The organism is Nocardioides caeni (assembly GCF_004912195.1).
Classification (GTDB): domain Bacteria; phylum Actinomycetota; class Actinomycetes; order Propionibacteriales; family Nocardioidaceae; genus Nocardioides; species Nocardioides caeni.
In genome coordinates this window covers 1,265-18,975 of sequence record NZ_STGW01000002.1, presented here as the reverse complement: position 1 = coordinate 18,975, position 17,711 = coordinate 1,265, and the positions used below count along the sequence as shown (strand labels likewise).

18 protein-coding genes are annotated in these 17,711 nt (G+C 71.7%); 11 read left to right on the top strand and 7 right to left on the bottom strand.

Features of this window, described 5'->3' with window-relative positions; genetic code table 11:
• Nucleotide 1: 1 nt before the first annotated feature.
• The 3 genes from E9934_RS03835 to E9934_RS03825 form a co-directional block, all read right to left on the bottom strand.
• Nucleotides 2-841 (bottom strand): septum formation family protein, encoded by an 840-nt coding sequence (locus E9934_RS03835; RefSeq protein ID WP_136561559.1) that lies wholly within the window; start codon nt 839-841, stop codon nt 2-4.
• Nucleotides 838-1,644, bottom strand: a complete 807-nt coding sequence (locus E9934_RS03830; RefSeq protein WP_136561558.1) for a septum formation family protein — start codon at nt 1,642-1,644, stop codon at nt 838-840. Before E9934_RS03830 ends, E9934_RS03835 begins: the two co-directional genes overlap by 4 nt.
• A 79-nt stretch (nt 1,645-1,723) precedes the next feature.
• Complete coding sequence (locus tag E9934_RS03825) at nt 1,724-2,236, bottom strand: flavodoxin family protein (protein WP_136561557.1); 513 nt, start codon at nt 2,234-2,236, stop codon at nt 1,724-1,726.
• Between the two features lie 160 nt (nt 2,237-2,396).
• Between E9934_RS03825 and leuA the strand changes: the two genes are divergently transcribed.
• Nucleotides 2,397-4,139, top strand: coding sequence for a 2-isopropylmalate synthase (gene leuA / locus E9934_RS03820; protein ID WP_136561556.1), 1,743 nt, complete (start codon nt 2,397-2,399; stop codon nt 4,137-4,139).
• Between the two features lies 1 nt (nt 4,140).
• On the top strand, nt 4,141-5,025 hold the full coding sequence (locus E9934_RS03815; protein ID WP_136561554.1) for an alpha/beta fold hydrolase: 885 nt from the start codon (nt 4,141-4,143) through the stop codon (nt 5,023-5,025).
• Nucleotides 5,026-5,053: 28 nt separating this feature from the next.
• Here the strand turns inward: E9934_RS03815 and E9934_RS03810 are convergent, their stop codons facing one another.
• Complete coding sequence (locus tag E9934_RS03810) at nt 5,054-6,100, bottom strand: lipase family alpha/beta hydrolase (protein WP_136561552.1); 1,047 nt, start codon at nt 6,098-6,100, stop codon at nt 5,054-5,056.
• Nucleotides 6,101-6,222: 122 nt separating this feature from the next.
• Between E9934_RS03810 and recO the strand changes: the two genes are divergently transcribed.
• The 3 genes from recO to E9934_RS03795 all read left to right on the top strand — a co-directional run bounded on the left by recO (nt 6,223) and on the right by E9934_RS03795 (nt 8,615).
• Nucleotides 6,223-6,972: a DNA repair protein RecO gene (gene recO, locus E9934_RS03805; protein WP_136561550.1), complete on the top strand. Its 750-nt coding sequence runs from the start codon at nt 6,223-6,225 to the stop codon at nt 6,970-6,972.
• 42 nt (nt 6,973-7,014) lie between these two features.
• Nucleotides 7,015-7,851 carry an isoprenyl transferase gene (locus E9934_RS03800; RefSeq protein WP_136561548.1) on the top strand — a complete coding sequence of 279 codons (837 nt, stop codon included), beginning with the start codon at nt 7,015-7,017 and terminating at the stop codon, nt 7,849-7,851.
• A gap of 176 nt (nt 7,852-8,027) precedes the next feature.
• Nucleotides 8,028-8,615, top strand: coding sequence for a hypothetical protein (locus E9934_RS03795; protein ID WP_136561547.1), 588 nt, complete (start codon nt 8,028-8,030; stop codon nt 8,613-8,615).
• Nucleotides 8,616-8,833: 218 nt separating this feature from the next.
• Here E9934_RS03795 and E9934_RS03790 read toward each other — a convergent pair whose 3' ends face one another.
• The 3 genes from E9934_RS03790 to E9934_RS03780 are packed head-to-tail and all read right to left on the bottom strand — an operon-like array spanning nt 8,834 to nt 11,660.
• Complete coding sequence (locus tag E9934_RS03790) at nt 8,834-9,838, bottom strand: metal ABC transporter permease (RefSeq protein ID WP_238694746.1); 1,005 nt, start codon at nt 9,836-9,838, stop codon at nt 8,834-8,836.
• Entirely contained in the window at nt 9,835-10,677 is an 843-nt protein-coding gene (locus E9934_RS03785; protein WP_136561546.1) for a metal ABC transporter ATP-binding protein, read from the bottom strand. Before E9934_RS03785 ends, E9934_RS03790 begins: the two co-directional genes overlap by 4 nt.
• Nucleotides 10,674-11,660 carry a metal ABC transporter substrate-binding protein gene (locus E9934_RS03780; protein ID WP_202977182.1) on the bottom strand — a complete coding sequence of 329 codons (987 nt, stop codon included), beginning with the start codon at nt 11,658-11,660 and terminating at the stop codon, nt 10,674-10,676. The genes E9934_RS03785 and E9934_RS03780 overlap by 4 nt, the downstream gene beginning before the upstream one ends.
• A gap of 68 nt (nt 11,661-11,728) precedes the next feature.
• Between E9934_RS03780 and E9934_RS03775 the strand changes: the two genes are divergently transcribed.
• The 6 genes from E9934_RS03775 (at nt 11,729) to E9934_RS03750 (ending at nt 17,701) form a co-directional block, all read left to right on the top strand.
• On the top strand, nt 11,729-12,046 hold the full coding sequence (locus tag E9934_RS03775; RefSeq protein ID WP_136561543.1) for an antibiotic biosynthesis monooxygenase family protein: 318 nt from the start codon (nt 11,729-11,731) through the stop codon (nt 12,044-12,046).
• Between the two features lie 81 nt (nt 12,047-12,127).
• Entirely contained in the window at nt 12,128-13,525 is a 1,398-nt protein-coding gene (locus E9934_RS03770) for a glycine--tRNA ligase (RefSeq protein ID WP_193556865.1), read from the top strand.
• Nucleotides 13,519-14,322 (top strand): hypothetical protein, encoded by an 804-nt coding sequence (locus tag E9934_RS03765; RefSeq protein WP_136561540.1) that lies wholly within the window; start codon nt 13,519-13,521, stop codon nt 14,320-14,322. The genes E9934_RS03770 and E9934_RS03765 overlap by 7 nt, the downstream gene beginning before the upstream one ends.
• On the top strand, nt 14,319-15,455 hold the full coding sequence (dusB, locus tag E9934_RS03760) for a tRNA dihydrouridine synthase DusB (protein ID WP_136561539.1): 1,137 nt from the start codon (nt 14,319-14,321) through the stop codon (nt 15,453-15,455). The genes E9934_RS03765 and dusB overlap by 4 nt, the downstream gene beginning before the upstream one ends.
• A gap of 128 nt (nt 15,456-15,583) precedes the next feature.
• Nucleotides 15,584-16,435 (top strand): VldE C-terminal domain-containing protein, encoded by an 852-nt coding sequence (locus E9934_RS03755; RefSeq protein WP_136561538.1) that lies wholly within the window; start codon nt 15,584-15,586, stop codon nt 16,433-16,435.
• A gap of 24 nt (nt 16,436-16,459) precedes the next feature.
• Complete coding sequence (locus E9934_RS03750; RefSeq protein WP_136561537.1) at nt 16,460-17,701, top strand: deoxyguanosinetriphosphate triphosphohydrolase; 1,242 nt, start codon at nt 16,460-16,462, stop codon at nt 17,699-17,701.
• The last annotated feature ends 10 nt before the right edge of the window (nt 17,702-17,711 follow it).

Genomic DNA, 17,711 nt, shown 5'->3' with positions numbered 1-17,711 from the left:
GTCAGTCCAAGGCCCAGCAGCGGCCGAAGTTCTGGCCCATCTGCCACTGCTCGCGCGTCGGCCACTCATAGCCCCAGCGGAAGGACAGGGGGTCGTCCGCCCGCTCGGCCGCAGCGTCCTCGCAGCGGTTCTGCCCGGCGGCCTTCGCGGCCTTCGCGCCCGGGTACTTCGTGGCCTCGAAGGTGATGACGTCGATCGCCCGCCACCGGTGCTCCTCCGAGCAGCGGACCCGTTCGAAGTCGGCGGAGTCGGGGGCCGCCGTACCGCACATCGCGAAGCGGTCGGGGACGCCATCGGCCAGCACGCCGCGGACGCTCGCGGTCAGCTCGGCGAGGGTCTCCGTGCCCGAGAGCACCACGGCGTCGCAGCGGAACCACTCGGCGCCAGCGTCGGACTCCTCCACGGTGGGGGTGAACCAGACCGGCCGGATCATGCTCAACCGCAGGCGTCGCTGCCCACCGCCGACGTACTTCTCGAGCGCCGGACGGCAGGACGCCGCGACCCGCGCCTGGACGTGCTCGGAGTCGACGGCCAGCAGGTGGCCGTCGACGACGGCGTCGATCTCGCCGACGGCGACCGTCTCGCTGGTGTGCGGACCGGTGCAGGGCACGGGCTCTGCCTCGGTGGTCGGGGCGACGGCGCTGTCGAACGGCAGGGCGTAGCAGGCCCGCGACGCCGGGCCGGCCGGCGGGTCGGCGGCTGCGCTCGGAGTGGTGGGTGAGGGATCGGGCTGCTCGGGGGTGTCCTCGCCGCACCCGGCGAGCGCGCCCACGGCGACCATGAGCAGGGCAGCGACGGCAGCCCGCAGAGGCAGGGCCGGACGGCCTCCCGCGCGGGTCATTCGCTGGTCCTCGCCCAGCACACCGAGTGCCGGATGCCGGCCTCCCACTCGGGCTGGTGGAAGAACGTGTAGCCGTAGTCGAACTCGGCCGGGTAGTTCAGCCAGGCGAAGAGGGAGCGGTTGCAGAACGCCTGGGTGCGGCTCTCCATCACCTTGTCGCCGGGGTAGTCGTCCTCGGGCTCGCCGATCTTCACCACGGTCGCCGCACGCCAGTCGTGCTTCTGCGAGCACGGCACCTTCTCGCCGTCGGCGACCGACGGACCGCGCGCGCAGCTGAGCCACGCGTCGTCCGGGCGGCCCTCGAGCATGCCGCGGGCGGTCTCCGGCAGTGGGCGGTACGACGTGCTGGCGCTGTTGCCGCCGATGACATCGCACCGATACCAGCGCGCACCCTTGTCCCAGGCCTTCTCGGACGGCCGGAACCAGGCCCAGCTCAAGGTGGTCCGCAGCACCAGGCTCGCGTCCGCGCCGACGAACTCGGCGAAGCCGGCCGAGCAGGTGCGGTAGGCGAACCGGCCCAGGGCCTCGTCCTCGTAGTCCGCATCGTCGAAGGACTCGGGGAGCTCGCCGGTCAGGAAGGTCTCGGCCGTGTGCTCCTCCGTGCAGGCCACGGCGCGGGTGGCGTTCGCCGGCAGGGCGACGTCCTCGGGTGTCAGCTGCCGGCAGAGGCCGGTCTCGGGGACCTCCTGGGAGTCGACCAGCTCGGGGTCGGTGTTGTCGCCCTGGTCGTCGGTGCCGCAGGCGCCGAGGAGCGTCGCGACCACGGCGAGCGCGAGGGTGGCGAGGGCGCGCCGTGGCGTCATCGTGTCCCTCCTCGTCCGTCCCGCTGCCGATCTCGCTGTGCCGGAGTGGCCCGGCCCCCGGCCGCGCACCCCCCGTGCGTCAGTCCAGCAGCAACGCCGCGATGGTAGCGCCCAGCTCGTAGGCCGCCGCCTCCGCGACCTCGTCGACCGGACCGAGCACCCCGAGGACGTCGTACCCCTGGCGCCAGCCGAGGGCGCCGACGATCGACTGGACCGAGCGCTCCGCGCCGGTCAGGTCGTAGCGGCCGTGCAGCCACAGGCCGTAGGGGCGACCCGCGCTCGACGACCCCGGCGCGCCGGCGCCGTCCGCCGGCGCACCGGAGTCGTCGAGCGCTCCGCCGACGGCGAGGAAGGTCGAGTCGAAGAAGTGCTTGAGGGCCCCGGACATGTAGCCGAAGTTCGCGGTGGTGCCGAGGACGTAGCCGTCGGCGGCCAGCACGTCGTCCGCGTTCGCCTCCAGCGCCGGTCGTACGACGACCTCGACCCCGCCGCTCGCCTGCAGGTCGTCGTCCTGGGCTCCGGCGACGACTCGCTCGAGCAGGGTCTGCATCGAGCGGCTGGGGGAGTGGTGGACGACGAGGAGTCTCGGCACCGTCCCAGACTACGGTCGGCGGCTGCTAGTCTGGTCCCGTCATGATGCGAGCCCTCCTTCTTAGCGGCCGCAGCGAGGTCTGAACCAGCCGGACCCCCTCGCTGCGGAGTGAGTCGTGCGCCCGGCGCCCACCTCTGAGACACCACCAGCCGAGGAAGTCATGACCATCAAGCACGTCACCGTCCCGCAGCAGCAGCCGAGCGGGATGCCGTTCCAGCGCTACACCGCCTTCGAGCCCGTCACGGTCCCCGACCGGACCTGGCCCGACCAGAAGATCACCCGCGCACCGCGGTGGCTCTCCACCGACCTGCGCGACGGCAACCAGGCGCTCATCGACCCGATGAGCCCCTCGCGCAAGCTGAAGATGTTCGAGCTCCTGGTGCAGATGGGCTACAAGGAGATCGAGATCGGGTTCCCGGCCGCGAGCCAGACCGACTTCGACTTCGTGCGCCAGCTCGTCGAGGAGGACCGGATCCCCGAGGACGTCCGGGTCTCCGTCCTCACCCAGGCCCGCGAGGACCTGATCGCCCGCACCGTCGAGTCGCTGGCGGGCGCCGCGCGGTCGACGGTGCACCTCTACAACGCGACCGCGCCGCTGTTCCAGCGGGTCGTCTTCGGTGTCACCGAGGCGGAGTGCATCGCGATCGCCACCCGTGGCACCGAGTGGGTGATGAAGTACGCCGACCAGCTGTTGGGCGACGCCGATTTCGGCTACCAGTACAGCCCCGAGATCTTCACGCAGACGCCGACCGACTTCGCGCTGGAGGTGTGTGAGCGGGTCTCCGACGTGTGGCAGCCGGAGGCCGGTCGCGAGATCATCCTCAACCTGCCGGCGACGGTCGAGATGTCGACGCCCAACACCTATGCCGACCAGATCGAGTACTTCGGCCGCAACCTCAGCCGGCGCGAGCACTCGATCATCAGCCTGCACCCGCACAACGACCGGGGCACGGCCGTGGCGGCGTCCGAGCTGGCGCTGATGGCCGGCGCCGACCGCGTGGAGGGCTGCCTCTTCGGGCACGGCGAGCGCACCGGCAACGTCGACCTGGTCACCCTCGGCATGAACCTCTTCAGTCAGGGCATCGACCCGCAGGTCGACTTCTCCCAGATCGACGAGATCCGCCGCACGGTCGAGTACTGCACGCAGCTGCCGGTGCACCCGCGGCACCCCTGGGCCGGCGACCTGGTCTACACCGCCTTCTCGGGCTCCCACCAGGACGCGATCAAGAAGGGTCTGGAGGACCTGGACCGGATCGCCGCCGAGCAGGGCAAGCCGGTCGGCGAGGTCCCGTGGGAGGCGCCCTACCTGCCGATCGACCCGAAGGACGTCGGGCGGACCTACGAGGCGGTCATCCGGGTCAACAGCCAGTCCGGCAAGGGCGGCGTGGCCTACGTGCTCAAGGCCGAGCACAGTCTGGACCTGCCGCGTCGGGCACAGATCGAGTTCAGCCGGGTCATCCAGCAGCGCACCGACGCCCAGGGCGGCGAGGTGACGCCGGAGGAGATCTGGTCGATCTTCCGCGCCGAGTACCTGGACCGCGAGGAGCCCTACGACCTGGTCGCCTTCTCCTCGACGACCGACCAGGACGGCGACGACCGCCAGGAGGTCCGCCTGCGGGTCCGCGGCGACGAGCAGTCCTTCACCGGCATGGGCAACGGTCCGGTGGCGGCGTTCGTCGACGGCATGCGCCAGGCGGGGTCGGACATCCGCGTCCTCGACTACGCCGAGCACGCGCTGTCCTCCGGGGGCGACGCGATGGCGGCGGCCTACGTCGAGTGCGAGATCGCCGGCGAGATCGTGTGGGGCATCGGCATCCACCACAACATCGTCACTGCCTCCCTGCGAGCGGTGGTGTGCGCGGCCAACCGCGCCCAGGCGCAGACCATCCCGGCGGGCGGCTGACATGGCGGGGGGACGGGCTGCGCTCGCCTCGGAGCAGGTCGGCCAGCTCTTCGTGGAGGGCCGGCGCGGACGCGACCGGCTCGAGTTCACCGAATACGGCTCCGGCGACGCCTGGCTCGTCCTCCTGCCCCCGCTGCTGGTGCCGCGCAGCGTCCACGCCCACACCGCGCGCACCCTCGCCGCGGCCGGCCTGCACGTGGTCGTCCTCGACCTGTTGGGCCACGGGCGCTCGGACCGCCCGGCGGACCCGCTGGCCTACTCGGTGACGTCCTTCGCGAGGCAGGTCGTGGCCCTGCTCGACGAGGTCGGCGCCAGGCAGGCCGTCATCGGTGGCAGCTCGTGGGGCGCCAACGTCGCCCTCGAGGTCGCCGCGTCCACGCCTGACCGGGTCTCGGGACTGGTGCTCGACGCGCCCGTCCTCGACAACGCCCTTGCGCTCCAGCTCGCGGTCCTCGCGCCGTCGATGTACGCCGCCCGCTACGCGCCGCTCGCGATGAACGCCGTGCGGTTGGCGACCCGGCCCGTGCCGCGGCGCCTGCTGCCGGCGTGGCTGCGGGTGGTCCGCGACACCCTCGACGCCCGACCGGCGCCGGTTGCCGCCCTGCTGCACGGCGTGCTCTTCGGCCGCTTCGCGCCCTCGCACGAGGAGCGCGCCGCCCTCACGGTGCCGACGCTCGTGCTGGCCCGGCCGGCGGACCCGTTCCACCCGGTCGGTGACGCCGAGATGGTCGCGGAGGAAATCCCCGGCGCGACCCTCGAGCGGGCCGAGGCGGCGCTGGAGTGGCGGCGGCGCCCGGAGCGGATCGACCTGCTCGTCACCCGGTTCGCACGCGACTGCACCAAGTCCTCGCTGCGGTCGCGGCGGCCCCGCTCGACCGGCGCCTGAGACGGACGGACGAGCGTGCCTCGCAGGGTCAGCAGCCTGCGGCGTACACGTAGCAGCGCAAGGCGGGCTCGCGCCGCAGCAGCGGGGCGCCGCTGAAGGTCACCAACGGCACCACCGTGCTCACGAGGCTGGGCAGCGCGGTGAGCACCGGCGTGAACGACGCGACGTCGAGTGGATCGATGCCCGGCATGTGGAGGCGGCCGCAGAGCGAGCGGTCGATCCGCGAGAGCCGGGCCGGACCGGCGTGGTCCAGCGCGTCCATCACGACGGCGTAGGTGGCTGGGCTGACAGTCCCGGTGGTGACGTGCTCCCAGGGGTCGAGCGGGCAGACGTCCTGAACGCGGATGTTGGCGATGCGGCCCCTGCCGGTGGTGAGTCCCGACGACGGCGGCGGCGTCACGACCTCGTCGAGCATCGTGTAGACGTTCGTGTAGTCGATGCCCGCGAAGGTCTCCGCCCTGCTGTTGAGCGCGTTCATGAAGCTCGACCCGGCCTGCTGCTGCCACACCGCAGGCACGCACGTCGTCAGCCCGACGAGGCAGCCAGGGATGGAGCGGGTGCCGTGGTTGGACGGCGCCATGCCGACCAGCTCCGCCACCTTGGCGCGGGTGTCGGGCCAGAAGCGCAGAGCCCACCGGGGGCTCATCCCGCCCTGGCTGTGACCGAGGATCGCGATCCTGCGCCCCGTCGTGCGATACATCGTGCGGATCGCGTGGACGAGGTACTGCCCGGCGACCTGGATGTCCCCGAACGTGTGGTGCGGCATCGTCACGTAGCAGTAGTAGCGGCCTGCCTTCGCGAATAGCGGCGCCCAGTTCCAGGAGTAGTTCTCCTCCGGCGTCACGCTGGTCGCCGGATTGAGCAGGATCGGGCGCGGGCCGGTCCGCGGGTTGCCGTGGCAGTCCAGCGAGGCGTCCAGGGTCCGGGCCGGGACGGTCAGCCGCGGGCCGGGCCGGTCGATCGGGGCGTAGGGCGGTGTGCCGCCGTCCGCGTGCGCGGGGACGGCCGTGATCGGCCCCGGACCGAGCAGCAGGACCGCGAGCAGGAGGGCCAGGGCGGTGACGAGTCGGCGCACGGAAGGCCCAACGGTCAGGCCTGCGGACCGGTTATGGCGGGACCTCTTCCGACGGGTCTGATCGAGCGGACCTCGCGGGGTGGCGCCACCGTAGTGTCGGTCCCGCCCGCCACAATGGACGGGTGCTCTACCGGGACGAGGCGATCGTGCTGCGCACCCACAAGCTGGGTGAGGCAGATCGGATCGTCACCCTCCTGACCCGCCAGCACGGTCGGGTGCGGGCCGTGGCCAAGGGCGTACGACGGACCACCTCGCGGTGGGGCTCGCGTCTCGAGCCGTTCACGCACGTCGACCTCCAGCTGGCCATCGGCCGCAACCTCGACACGGTGACCCAGGCGGAGACCCGGGGCACCTACGGCGCGTCGATCGGCGCCGACTACGACCGCTACACCGCCGGCACGGCCATGCTGGAGACCGCCGAGCGGCTGGTCTCCGAGGAGCGGGAGCCCGCCCGCCAGCAGTTCTCGCTGCTGCTCGGCGGACTCGCGGCGATGGCCTCGGGGGAGCGGCGTCCCCACCACGTGCTCGACTCCTACCTGCTGCGCGCCCTCGCGGTCGCCGGCTACGCGCCCGCCTTCGTCGAGTGCGCGCACTGCGGCCGCCCGCCGGTCAACGCCGACGGCGTGCTGGGCCAGCACCGATGGTTCAACCCGTCGATGGGGGGCGTGCTCTGCTCCACCTGCCGGGTGCCCGGGTCCGCGAGCCCCGCCGCCGAGACGCTCACCCTGCTCGGGGCGCTCCTCGCCGGAGACTGGCCGGTCATCGAGGCCGCGGAGCCGCGCCACGTCAAGGAGGGCAGTGGGCTGATCGCCGCCTTCGTCCAGTGGCAGCTCGAGCGGGGCCTGCGCTCGCTCGCCTACGTCGAGCGGTGAGTGGCTGGGCCGACCAGCCCCGGGCCCTGACAGACTGACGCCGTGACACGCGCCTCCCGTCGTACCCGCGCCGCAGCGGCCGCTGCCGCCCGGCGCACCGAGGTCCGCCCGCCGGCACCGCACCCGTCCGGCGCGCGTCCGCCGGCGATCCCGGCCGAGCTCGTGCCCCATCACGTCGCGATCGTGATGGACGGCAACGGTCGGTGGGCCAAGGAGCGTGGACTGCCGCGCACGAGGGGCCACGAGGAGGGCGAGTCGAGCCTCTTCGACGTCGTGGAGGGTGCCATCGAGATCGGCGTGAAGGCGATCTCCGCCTACGCGTTCTCGACGGAGAACTGGTCGCGCAGTCCCGACGAGGTGAAGTTCCTGATGGGCTTCAACCGCGACGTGATCCGCCGTCGGCGCGACGAGATGCACGAGCTCGGCGTCCGGGTCCGCTGGGCAGGCCGGGCGCCGCGTCTGTGGAAGTCGGTCATCACCGAGCTGCAGGTCGCCGAGGAGATGACCCGGCACAACGACGTGCTGACGTTGACGATGTGCGTCAACTACGGCGGTCGCTCGGAGCTCGGCGACGCCGCACGCGCGCTCGCGCAGGACGTGGCCGCCGGCCGGGTCAACCCCGACCGGGTCGACGAGCGCACCCTCGGCCGCTACCTCTACGTGCCCGAGCTCGCCGAGGCCGACCTGATCTGGCGGACGTCGGGGGAGCAGCGGCTGTCGAACTTCATGCTCTACCAGGCGGCGTACGCCGAGTTCGTCTTCTCCGACGTGCTGTGGCCCGACGTCGACCGGCGACACCTGTGGGCGGCCGTGGACGAGTACGCCCGGCGCGACCGCCGCTACGGCGGCGCCGAGCCCAACCCCGAAGCGCCTGCCTGAGTCGCCAGTGATCCAGATCACGTCCAAGGTCGGGACGAAGGTCTCGCCTCGTGTGGTGAACCTTCACTAGATTCTGCCTTGGGACTCGTCATGGGGATGTTGTCGCCGGATGTGTCGACCTGAGTCCTGTCCGCACTGCCGCCATGGGGTGGCAGTGCCTCGACAGGAGGGAACCCATGTCCATCTCGCGGAGCATCTCTGCGCCCACCGGATTCGTCCGACTCGCCGTCGCCCTGGCGCTCGCCACCGGTCTGACGTTCGTCATCGGCTCCGGCTCGCCCGCCTCCGCCGCGACCGAGTGCACGGTCACGAAGGCGACGGTCACCCAGACCTCGGCCCGCCTGACCGAGATCCGGGAGCGGCGCGCCAAGGTCATCAAGCGTCTCGGCGTCGACCAGCGCCGCGTCGCCCGCCTCGAGCGCAGCATCCGGTCGCACCGCACGCCGGCCAAGGTCCGTGCCCTGCGCGCGGCCAAGGCGGAGGTCCGGGTGGAGCGGGGCCGCCTCACCACGCTCAATGAGCGCGCCGTCCCGGCCCGCAAGAAGGTGCTCGCGGCGCGGGTCGCCCACCAGCTCTGCATGAGCGAGAGCCCCTCCGAGATCGAGCTGTTCGACCTGCTCGACACCCTGGGCCTCACCCCGCTGCTGGAGATGCTGGGCCTGCCGCAGCTGCTCGTGGAGCTCGGCGTCGTGGACCTGCTCGAGATGCTCGGCCTGGCCGACATCCTCGAGGACCTCGGCCTCGGCAGCCTGATCGGCCGCTGACGCAGCCCCCGGTCGTCGAGGAGCTTGCGCAGCAAGCGTCTCGAGACGCCGGTGCCTCCTGCGCCGGACCTGTCCGGTCCGGTGCAGGGGTTGCGGTGGTCTCGAGGCGGCCGCGGCCGGCCTCCTCGACCAACGGGGAGCGGGGGTGGGTCCTGCGTCAGTCAACGTGGCGCAGCAGCGCGGCGGAGCGGAGCGACGACGCGCTCGCGCAGTTCAACTCAGTGCTCGTCGTAGTGGGCGCCGTGGGCAGCGTGCCGGTGGCCGTCGTGGACGTAGTCGACGTGGTCGTCGTGGGGCACGGCCAGGTGTCCGCAGCCGGGGCCGTGGTCGTGGGGGTGCTCGCCGGTCCGCTCGTGCAGGTCGGGCTGTCCCTCGGCGAACGGCTCGCGCAGGCGCGCGCGGTGCCGCAGCCAGCCCCCGATCGGCCACGCGATGACATAGCAGCCGAGCGCAAGGAGCACGATCGTCGGGCCGGGCGCCACCGTGGCTCGGTACGACGCCAGCGTGGCCACCACGAGGCCTCCGACCGACGCCAGGACGCCGAGGCCCATGGCGGCGGCGAGCGTCGTGCGGAACGACCGGGTCAGCTGCTGCGAGGTCGCGACGGGCACGACCATCAGCGCCGAGACCAGCAGGAGGCCGACGGTGCGCATGGCGACCGTGACGCTCACGGCGGCGAGGACGGCGACCAGCACGTTGTAGAACCGGACCCGCAGGCCCGCGACGCGGGCGAACTCCTGGTCCTGGGCGACAGCGAACAGCTGCGGCGCGAGGCCGACGCAGAGGCCGACGACAGCGATGGCCAGCACCATCGTGACCAGTACGTCCTGGGGGGAGATCGTGGTCAGCGACCCGAAGAGGTAGCGGTTGAGGGCGGCGCCGCTCGCGCCGGACAGCCCACTGATGAAGATGCCGCCGGCGAGACCGCCGTAGAACAGCAGCGCCAGGGCGACGTCGCCGTTGGTCTGGCCGCGTTCGCGGATGACCTCGATCAGCACCGCGCCGACGACGGCGACGAGGACGGCCATCCACAGCGGCGAGGCGCCCGTCGCCAGTCCGAGGGCGACGCCGGTGACGGCGACGTGGCCGATGCCGTCGCCCATCAGCGCGAGCCGGCGCTGGACCAGGAAGGTCCCGATGGCGGGCGCGGCCAGCCCGGTCAGCAGCGCGGCGATGAGGGCCCGCTGCATGAAGGGTTGGGCGAAGAGCTCCGCGGGACTCACCGGGCGCCTCCGTTGCGGTCGATCGGCGAGGCGACGTGGGGGACGTGGTCGACCTGCACGGGCGCCGTGCCCGGGGCCGTGTGGTGCGGCTCGTGATGGTGGTGGTGCGTGTGGGTCTCCGCGAACCACGGCTGGTGGACCTCGTGGTCGCGCAGTGCCGGGCCGTCGTAGGCGACGCGGCCGTCGCGCAGCACCACTGCCCGGTCGACCAGCGGCGCCAGCGGGCCGAGCTCGTGGGCGACGAGGACGATGGTCGCCCCTCGTTCCTTGAGGAGCGCGAGCGTGTCGGCGAGCACCTGCTGGTTGGGCAGGTCGACGCCGGCGGTCGGCTCGTCGAGGAAGAAGAGCTCCGGCTGTCCGGCCAGCGCACGTGCGATGAGGACGCGCTGCTGCTGCCCGCCCGACAGGTTGCTGACGGCGTCACGCCGGCGGTCGGCGAGCCCCACGACCTCGAGGGCTTCGTCGATCGCCGCGCGGTCGGTCCGCGACAGCGGCCGCAGGAGACGTCGGCGGGTCAGCCGGCCCGCTGCCACGACCTCCCACACCGACGCGGGTACGCCGGAGGTCGCGGTGGCGCGCTGAGGGACGAAGCCGATCCGCTCCCAGGCGTCGTACGACGCGAGCGGCGTGCCGAAGAGCCGCACCTCACCCGCGGTGAGGGCGTTGAGGCCGACGAGGGCGCGGACGAGCGTGGACTTCCCCGAGCCGTTGGCGCCCATCAGGGCGAGGAAGGCGCCGTGGCCGACCTCGACGTCGATGCCACGCAGCACGGGTCGGCCGCCGAGGGAGACGTTGCCTCCCCGCATCGAGACGGCCGTGCCCGGCTGCGGTGTGGTCATGAGCAGTCGAGTGCGGTGCGGATCGCGGCGAGGTTGGCGTTCATGATGCTGAGGTAGTCGTCGTCCGAGTTCGCATCGGCGAGGCCCTCGAGCGGGTCGAGGGTCGCGGTGCTCAGGCCGAGGTCGGCAGCGAGGTTCTCGCCCAGGGCGGGCTTGAGGGGCTCACTGAACACGGTGGTGATCCCTTCGGTCTCGATCAGCTCCTGCAGCTCCCCCAGGGCGGCGGGCGTGGGCTCGGCGTCGGGGGACAGTCCGACGATGGAGGCCACGTGGAGACCGTACTTCTCCAGGTAGCCGAAGGCGTCGTGGGACACCACGATCGTGTCACGCTCGCACGAGGCCAGGCCAGTCGCCCACGTGTCGTCGAGTGCCTCGAGCTCGGTGCGCAGGTCGTCGGCGTTGCCGCGATAGGTGTCGGCCTGGTCCGGGTCGACGTCGGCCAGCTGGTCTGCGACGGTGTCGGCCACGTCGGCCACGCGCAGCGGGTCCAGCCAGAAGTGGGGGTCCGCGTCGCCGTGGTCGTGATCGTGGCCGTGCTCGTCGTGGCCCTCCTCGTCGGCGTGCTCGGCGTGCTCCTCCTCGGTCTCCCCGGCGTACTCCTCGTGGTTCTCGGCCGATTCCTCCACGGCGAGGAGGTCGGCGGCGTCGCTGACGTCGAGCACGACGCCGGTGGCGTTCTGCTCCACGGTGTCGTCGACCGCCGGCTGGAAGTCGGCCTGCAGCACGACGAGGTCGGCCCCACTGACGATGGCGGTCTCCTGCACACCGAGCTCGAGGTCGTGGGCCTCGCCGCCCGGCTGCGTCAGCAGCTCGACAGTGGTGCCGGTGTCCTCGCTGACCCGCTCGGTGACCCACGCCAGGGGGTAGAAGGCGGCAGCGACGGTGACCTCGCCGTCGTCGGAGGCGCTGTCGCTGAAGGCGGAGCACCCCGTTCCGAGCAGGGCGACGCAGCTGACGAGGGCGAGTCCGGGGATCAAGCGCATGAGAATCATTCTCATTCGAGCGACGCGGGAGGTCAAATCGTCGGACACGGCCTGCGTAGAGTGCGGGCGTGCTCGTCGTCAACCGCTTCCGTGCCCCCGCGGGCGACCCGCGGGACCTGCGCGCCGACCTTCGGGTCGTGCACGACCTGCTGGCCGGCTCGACGGGCTACGTCGAGGGCCACGTCGGCCGCAACCTCGACGACCCCGACCTGTGGGTGCTGACCACGCGCTGGGAGAGCACCGGGGCCTACCGCCGGGCCCTGTCGACCTACGACTTCAAGCTGCACGGGCTCCCGCTGATGATCAGCGCGCTCGACGAGCCCAGCGCCTACGAGCTGGTCGAGCCCGATAGCGTGCTCAACGTCGCCGAGCCTCGCGTAACCTAGGCCGTTGCTACCGGGGCCGTCGCTCCGCGACCGCACAGCCCGCCCGGCAGCCAGCCGGGCTCACCCATAGAAGGAATCACCGTGGCCAAGCCGCCTCCGTCCACCATCGACCAGGTCGTCTCGCTCGCGAAGCGCCGAGGCTTCGTCTACCCCTGCGGGGAGATCTACGGCGGCACCCGCTCCGCCTGGGACTACGGTCCGCTGGGCGTCGAGCTCAAGGAGAACATCAAGCGCCAGTGGTGGCGCTCGATGGTGCAGAGCCGCGACGACGTCGTCGGCCTCGACTCCTCGGTGATCCTCCCGCGTCAGACGTGGGAGGCCTCCGGCCACGTCGCCACGTTCAACGACCCGCTCACCGAGTGCCAGTCGTGCCACAAGCGTTACCGCTACGACCACCTCCAGGAGGAGTACGCGGAGAAGAAGGGGCTCGACGACCCCGCCGCCGTCGACCTCAAGGACGTCGTCTGCGTCAATTGCGGCACCCGCGGCGCGTGGACCGAACCCAAGCAGTTCTCCGGCATGCTCAAGACCCACCTCGGTGTGGTCGAGGACGAGTCCGGTTTGCACTACCTGCGTCCCGAGACCGCGCAGGGCATCTTCCTCAACTTCGCCAATGTGGTCACCAGCCAGCGGATGAAGCCGCCGTTCGGCATCGCCCAGATCGGCAAGAGCTTCCGCAACGAGATCACGCCGGGCAACTTCATCTTCCGCACGCGCGAGTTCGAGCAGATGGAGAGGGAGTTCTTCGTCAAGCCGGGCGAGGACGACGAGTGGCACCAGTACTGGATCAACGAGCGCCTCGAGTGGTACGTCGGGCTCGGCATCGAGCGCGACAACCTGCGCCTCTTCGAGCACCCGAAGGAGAAGCTGTCGCACTACTCCAAGGGCACCACGGACATCGAGTACCGGTTCGGGTTCTCGGGCTCGGAGTGGGGTGAGCTCGAGGGCATCGCCAACCGCACCGACTTCGACCTGTCGACCCACGCCGAGCACTCGGGCAAGGACCTGTCCTACTTCGAGCAGGCGACCAACACCCGCTACACGCCTTACGTCATCGAGCCGGCCGCCGGCCTGTCGCGCAGCCTGATGACCTTCCTCGTCGACGCCTACGCCGAGGACGAGGCGCCCGACACCAAGGGCGGCGTGCGCAAGCGCACCGTGCTGCGGCTCGACCCGCGCCTGGCGCCGGTGAAGGTCGCCGTACTCCCGCTGAGCCGCAACGAGGACCTCACGCCCAAGGCGAAGGCCGTGGCCACCGAGCTGCGTGCGATCTGGAACATCGACTTCGACGACGCCGGCTCGATCGGCAAGCGTTACAGCCGCCACGACGAGATCGGCACCCCGTTCTGCGTCACCGTCGACTTCGACACCCTCGACGACCAGGCCGTGACGGTCCGGGAGCGCGACTCGATGGGGCAGGAGCGGGTGGCGCTCGACAAGCTCACCACCTACTTCGCCGAGCGGCTCGTCGGATGCTGACCGTCCGGGCCCGCCTCGCGGCGGTGGCGACCGCGCTGTGCGTGGCTGCCACGGCCGCGGCCTGCGGGTCCGGAGACGAGGACAAGGACAGCAAGGGCAGCAAGGACACGACGTCCGCGACGCCGACCCCGGACGCCGTCGAGTCCTCGGCGGCTCCCGGGAGCTACCTGCCCGTGCCCGCAGGCGTGACGCTCACCGAGCCCGGCACGGCGCTGCAGCTCGGCGACGAGGGCGTCATCGCCTTCCGGATCGACCAGAACGGTGATGCGATCGTGCTGGGCGTCTCGGTCGACCGGATCGAGCGGACGTCGTTCCAGGAGTCCTTCCCGGGATGGGACATCGACGCGACGACCGCGGCCCGCACGCCCTACTTCGTCCGTTTGACCGTCACCAACCTCGGCACCCGCGACCCCGGGGGCCGTGGGCTCGACTCCGTGCTCTGGGCAGACGACGGCTCGACGCTCGAGGCGCCCAACTCCTACACGGCGGAGCAGTTGGCCGCCTGCCCCGGCGGAGTGCTGCCGGAGACCTTCCCGACCGACACGGTCGCCGAGCTGTGCCAAGTCTACTTCATCGCGCCGGACCGCGAGCTCGTCGCGGTCTCCTTCGTCCCACCCGCCGGCGCAGAGCCGCTCACCTGGAGCGGTGAGCTCAGCCCCGTCAGCACGCCGCGCCCGAGCCGCGGCCCGAAGGCGAGCAGCTCCCAGAGCCCGGAGGCCACCGGGTCCGCCAGCGAACCGACCAGCCCCTCGACCAGCCCCTCGACCAGCCAGTCGCCCAGCCCGGGACCGTCGTGACGGTGCTGAGCCTGGGCTCGCTCGAGGTGCCGACCCCGGTCGTGCTCGCGCCGATGGCGGGCATCACCAACGCGGCCTACCGGACGCTGTGCGCCGAGCAGGGTGCCGGCCTCTACGTCTGCGAGATGATCACCAGTCGCGGGCTGGTCGAGGGTGACGAGACGACCCGCCGGATGCTGGTGTTCGACGAGGCGGAGACCGTGCGCTCGGTGCAGCTCTACGGCACCGACCCGGTCTACGTCGGCAAGGCGACGCGCATCCTGTGCGAGGAGTTCGGTGTCGCCCACGTCGATCTCAACTTCGGCTGCCCGGTGCCCAAGGTGACCCGCAAGGGTGGCGGCGGGGCGCTGCCGTGGAAGCGCAACCTGCTCGGGAGGATCCTCGAGGAGGCGGTCGCCGCAGCGGCGCCGTACGACGTCCCGGTGACGATGAAGACCCGCAAGGGACTCGACGACGACCACCTCACCTACCTCGACGCCGGGCGGATCGCCCAGGACGCCGGCTGCGCAGCGATCGCGCTGCATGGCCGGACCGTCGCCCAGGCCTACTCGGGGCAGGCCGATTGGGAGGCGATCGCCGCGCTGGTCGACCACGTGGACATCCCCGTCCTCGGCAACGGCGACATCTGGGAGGCCGCCGATGCGATCCGGATGGTCGAGGAGACCGGTGTCGCCGGCGTCGTGGTCGGTCGTGGCTGCCTCGGGCGGCCCTGGCTCTTCCGTGACCTCGCGGCCGCGTTCGAGGGCGAGCAGGTCGCGACGCTGCCGACGCTCGGCGAGGTCGGCGCCATGATGCGTCGCCACGCGGAGCTGCTGAGCCAGCACATGGGCGAGGAGCGGGGCTGCAAGGAGTTCCGCAAGCACGTCACCTGGTACCTCAAGGGCTTCCGGGCCGGGGGAGAGCTCCGCCGCTCGCTCGGTCTCGTCGACTCTCTTGCAGCGCTGGACCGGCTGCTCGCCGAGCTCGACCCCGACGAGCCGTTCCCCACCACCGAGCTGGGGGCTCCGCGTGGCCGCCAGGGTGCGCCGCGGCACAAGGTCGTGCTGCCCGAGGGTTGGCTCGACGACACCGACGGTCTTGCCGCCGACGGTGCGGGGATCCTGGAGGAGGTGACCGAGACGACCGGCGGGTGACCGGTATCACGTACCCTGTCGACGTGCTGATTCGGCGGCACGCTCGAGCATGTGTTTCACTCGAACGTCGGTGCTTGCAATAGTTAGCGCCCTCCGTCCCTGACAGCGACAGCAAAGGAATCAGCGCCGTGGCCACCAGCCACAAGCGGGAAACCGCGCGACGTACCCCCCGAGCCGCCCTCCTGGCCGGCTCCCTGGCAGCACTGGCCACCAGTGCTGTCGTGTCGACGGGCGTCATGAACTCAGCGGCCCCCGAGGCCGATCTCCTCGCGGTCGACGCGACGAAGGCGGCCGGTTCGGTCGCCGACGCCGGCGACCGCAGCCGGGTCACCCTCTCGCGAGGAGGTAGTGGCCGCAGAGCGGCCGTCACCAGCCCGCTCTCCGACCTGATGGCCCCGGACGCCGTGGCCAAGGCCGTCGAGTCCGCCACGAAGAAGCGCTGGACCACCGAGGCGCTCAACCTGTGGACCACGCCGGGCGACAAGGCCCGCAAGGTCGGCGAGATCGCTGACGGCGAGCGCGTCCTCGTCACCGGCCGCTCCTTCGGCGAGCGTGTCGAGATCGTCGTCGCCGGCAAGGCGCGCTGGGTCACCGAGGGCTACCTCACCGACGAGAAGCCGCCGACGCTCGGCGGTGACTGCACCAACGGCACGTCGGTGCCGTCCGGTGTCAGCGAGAACATCAAGAAGGTCCACGCCGCCGTGTGCGCCGCGTTCCCCGAGATCACCACCTACGGCACGTTCCGTGGCGACGGTGAGCACTCGCAGGGCATCGCGGTCGACATCATGGTCTCCGGCGACCGGGGCTGGGAGATCGCGGAGTTCATCCGCGCCAACTACCAGGCACTCGGTGTCAGCTACCTGATCTACTCGCAGCAGATCTGGTCCGTGGAGCGCTCCGGCGAGGGGTGGCGTGGCATGTCCGACCGCGGCTCCGCGACGGCCAACCACTACGACCACGTGCACGTCACGACCTACTGAGCGCCGGCCGATAGGGTCCCACGGGTGGACCAGGTCGAGCGGGAGTACGACGAGCACGCGCGCGAACGCATCGTGCCCGAGCCGCCGAAGCGGGTGGATGCGCCCGAGCGCCTGCCCTTCGAGCGCGACCGGGCCCGCGTCGTCCATGCCGCGTCGTTCCGGCGCCTTGCAGCGAAGACCCAGGTGGTCGGCCCGCAGAGCGACGACTTCGTCCGCAACCGCCTGACCCACAGCCTCGAGGTCGCCCAGATCGCGCGGGACCTGTCCCGTGCCCTCGGCACCCACCCCGACATCACGGAGACGGCGGCGCTGGCCCACGACCTCGGGCACCCGCCGTTCGGGCACAACGGGGAGCGTGCGCTGGCGGAGCTCTCCGCCGACATCGGCGGGTTCGAGGGCAACGCCCAGACCCTGCGGCTGCTGACCCGGCTGGAGGCGAAGACGGCAGACCCGGCGGGGGAGTCGGCCGGGCTGAACCTCACCCGGGCCACGCTCGACGCCTGCACGAAGTACCCGTGGCCGCTCCTCGAAGCCCCGACCGCGGCGGCCGGGAAGTTCGGCGTCTATGACGATGACCTGCCCGCCTTCACCTGGCTGCGGGCCGGTGCTCCCGCGGGCAAGCGGTGCATGGAGGCGCAGGTGATGGACCTGGCCGACGACGTGGCCTACTCCGTCCACGACGTCGAGGACGGCGTCGTCGCCGGCAAGATCGACCTGACCGGTCTCGACGCCCCGGCCGTCTGGGACACGGTGCGCGACTGGTACCGCCCCGACGCCACTGACGCCGAGCTCGACGAGGTCCTCGACCGGCTCCGGGCGGTGGGCAGCTGGCCCACGGGCTCCTACGACGGCCGGCGGGCCGGTCTGGCCGCGCTCAAGAACCTCACGAGCGACCTCATCGGTCGCTTCTGCGGAGCGGTCCAGCAGGCGACCTTCGCCACTGGCGCGGGCCCCTTCGTCCGCTACGGCGCCGATCTGGTCATCCCGCCCGACACCTGGGCGGAGATCACGGTGCTCAAAGGCATCGCCGCTCACTACGTCATGCAGGACGCCTCGCGCCTGGCCCTGCAGGTCCGCCAGCGCGAGCTGCTGGCCGAGCTGGTCGAGGTCCTCGTCTCGGGTGGCGCCGACCTGCTCGACGAGGCCTGTGCCGCCGACTGGTACGCCGCCGCGGACGACGATGCCCGGCACCGCGTCGTCATCGACCAGGTCGCCTCGCTCACCGACGCCAGCGCCGTCGCCTGGCACGCGCGGCTCGTGGGCTGACTTCACCCCA

What these genes read in the sequence shown, in the direction of transcription:
- E9934_RS03835 (WP_136561559.1), bottom strand. Translation starts at nt 841, where the DNA reads ATGACCCGCGCGGGAGGCCGTCCGGCCCTGCCTCTGCGGGCTGCCGTC.
- E9934_RS03830 (WP_136561558.1), bottom strand. Translation starts at nt 1,644, where the DNA reads ATGACGCCACGGCGCGCCCTCGCCACCCTCGCGCTCGCCGTGGTCGCG.
- leuA (WP_136561556.1), top strand. Translation starts at nt 2,397, where the DNA reads ATGACCATCAAGCACGTCACCGTCCCGCAGCAGCAGCCGAGCGGGATG.
- E9934_RS03815 (WP_136561554.1), top strand. Translation starts at nt 4,141, where the DNA reads ATGGCGGGGGGACGGGCTGCGCTCGCCTCGGAGCAGGTCGGCCAGCTC.
- E9934_RS03795 (WP_136561547.1), top strand. Translation starts at nt 8,028, where the DNA reads ATGTCCATCTCGCGGAGCATCTCTGCGCCCACCGGATTCGTCCGACTC.
- E9934_RS03785 (WP_136561546.1), bottom strand. Translation starts at nt 10,677, where the DNA reads ATGACCACACCGCAGCCGGGCACGGCCGTCTCGATGCGGGGAGGCAAC.
- E9934_RS03780 (WP_202977182.1), bottom strand. Translation starts at nt 11,660, where the DNA reads ATGCGCTTGATCCCCGGACTCGCCCTCGTCAGCTGCGTCGCCCTGCTC.
- E9934_RS03765 (WP_136561540.1), top strand. Translation starts at nt 13,519, where the DNA reads ATGCTGACCGTCCGGGCCCGCCTCGCGGCGGTGGCGACCGCGCTGTGC.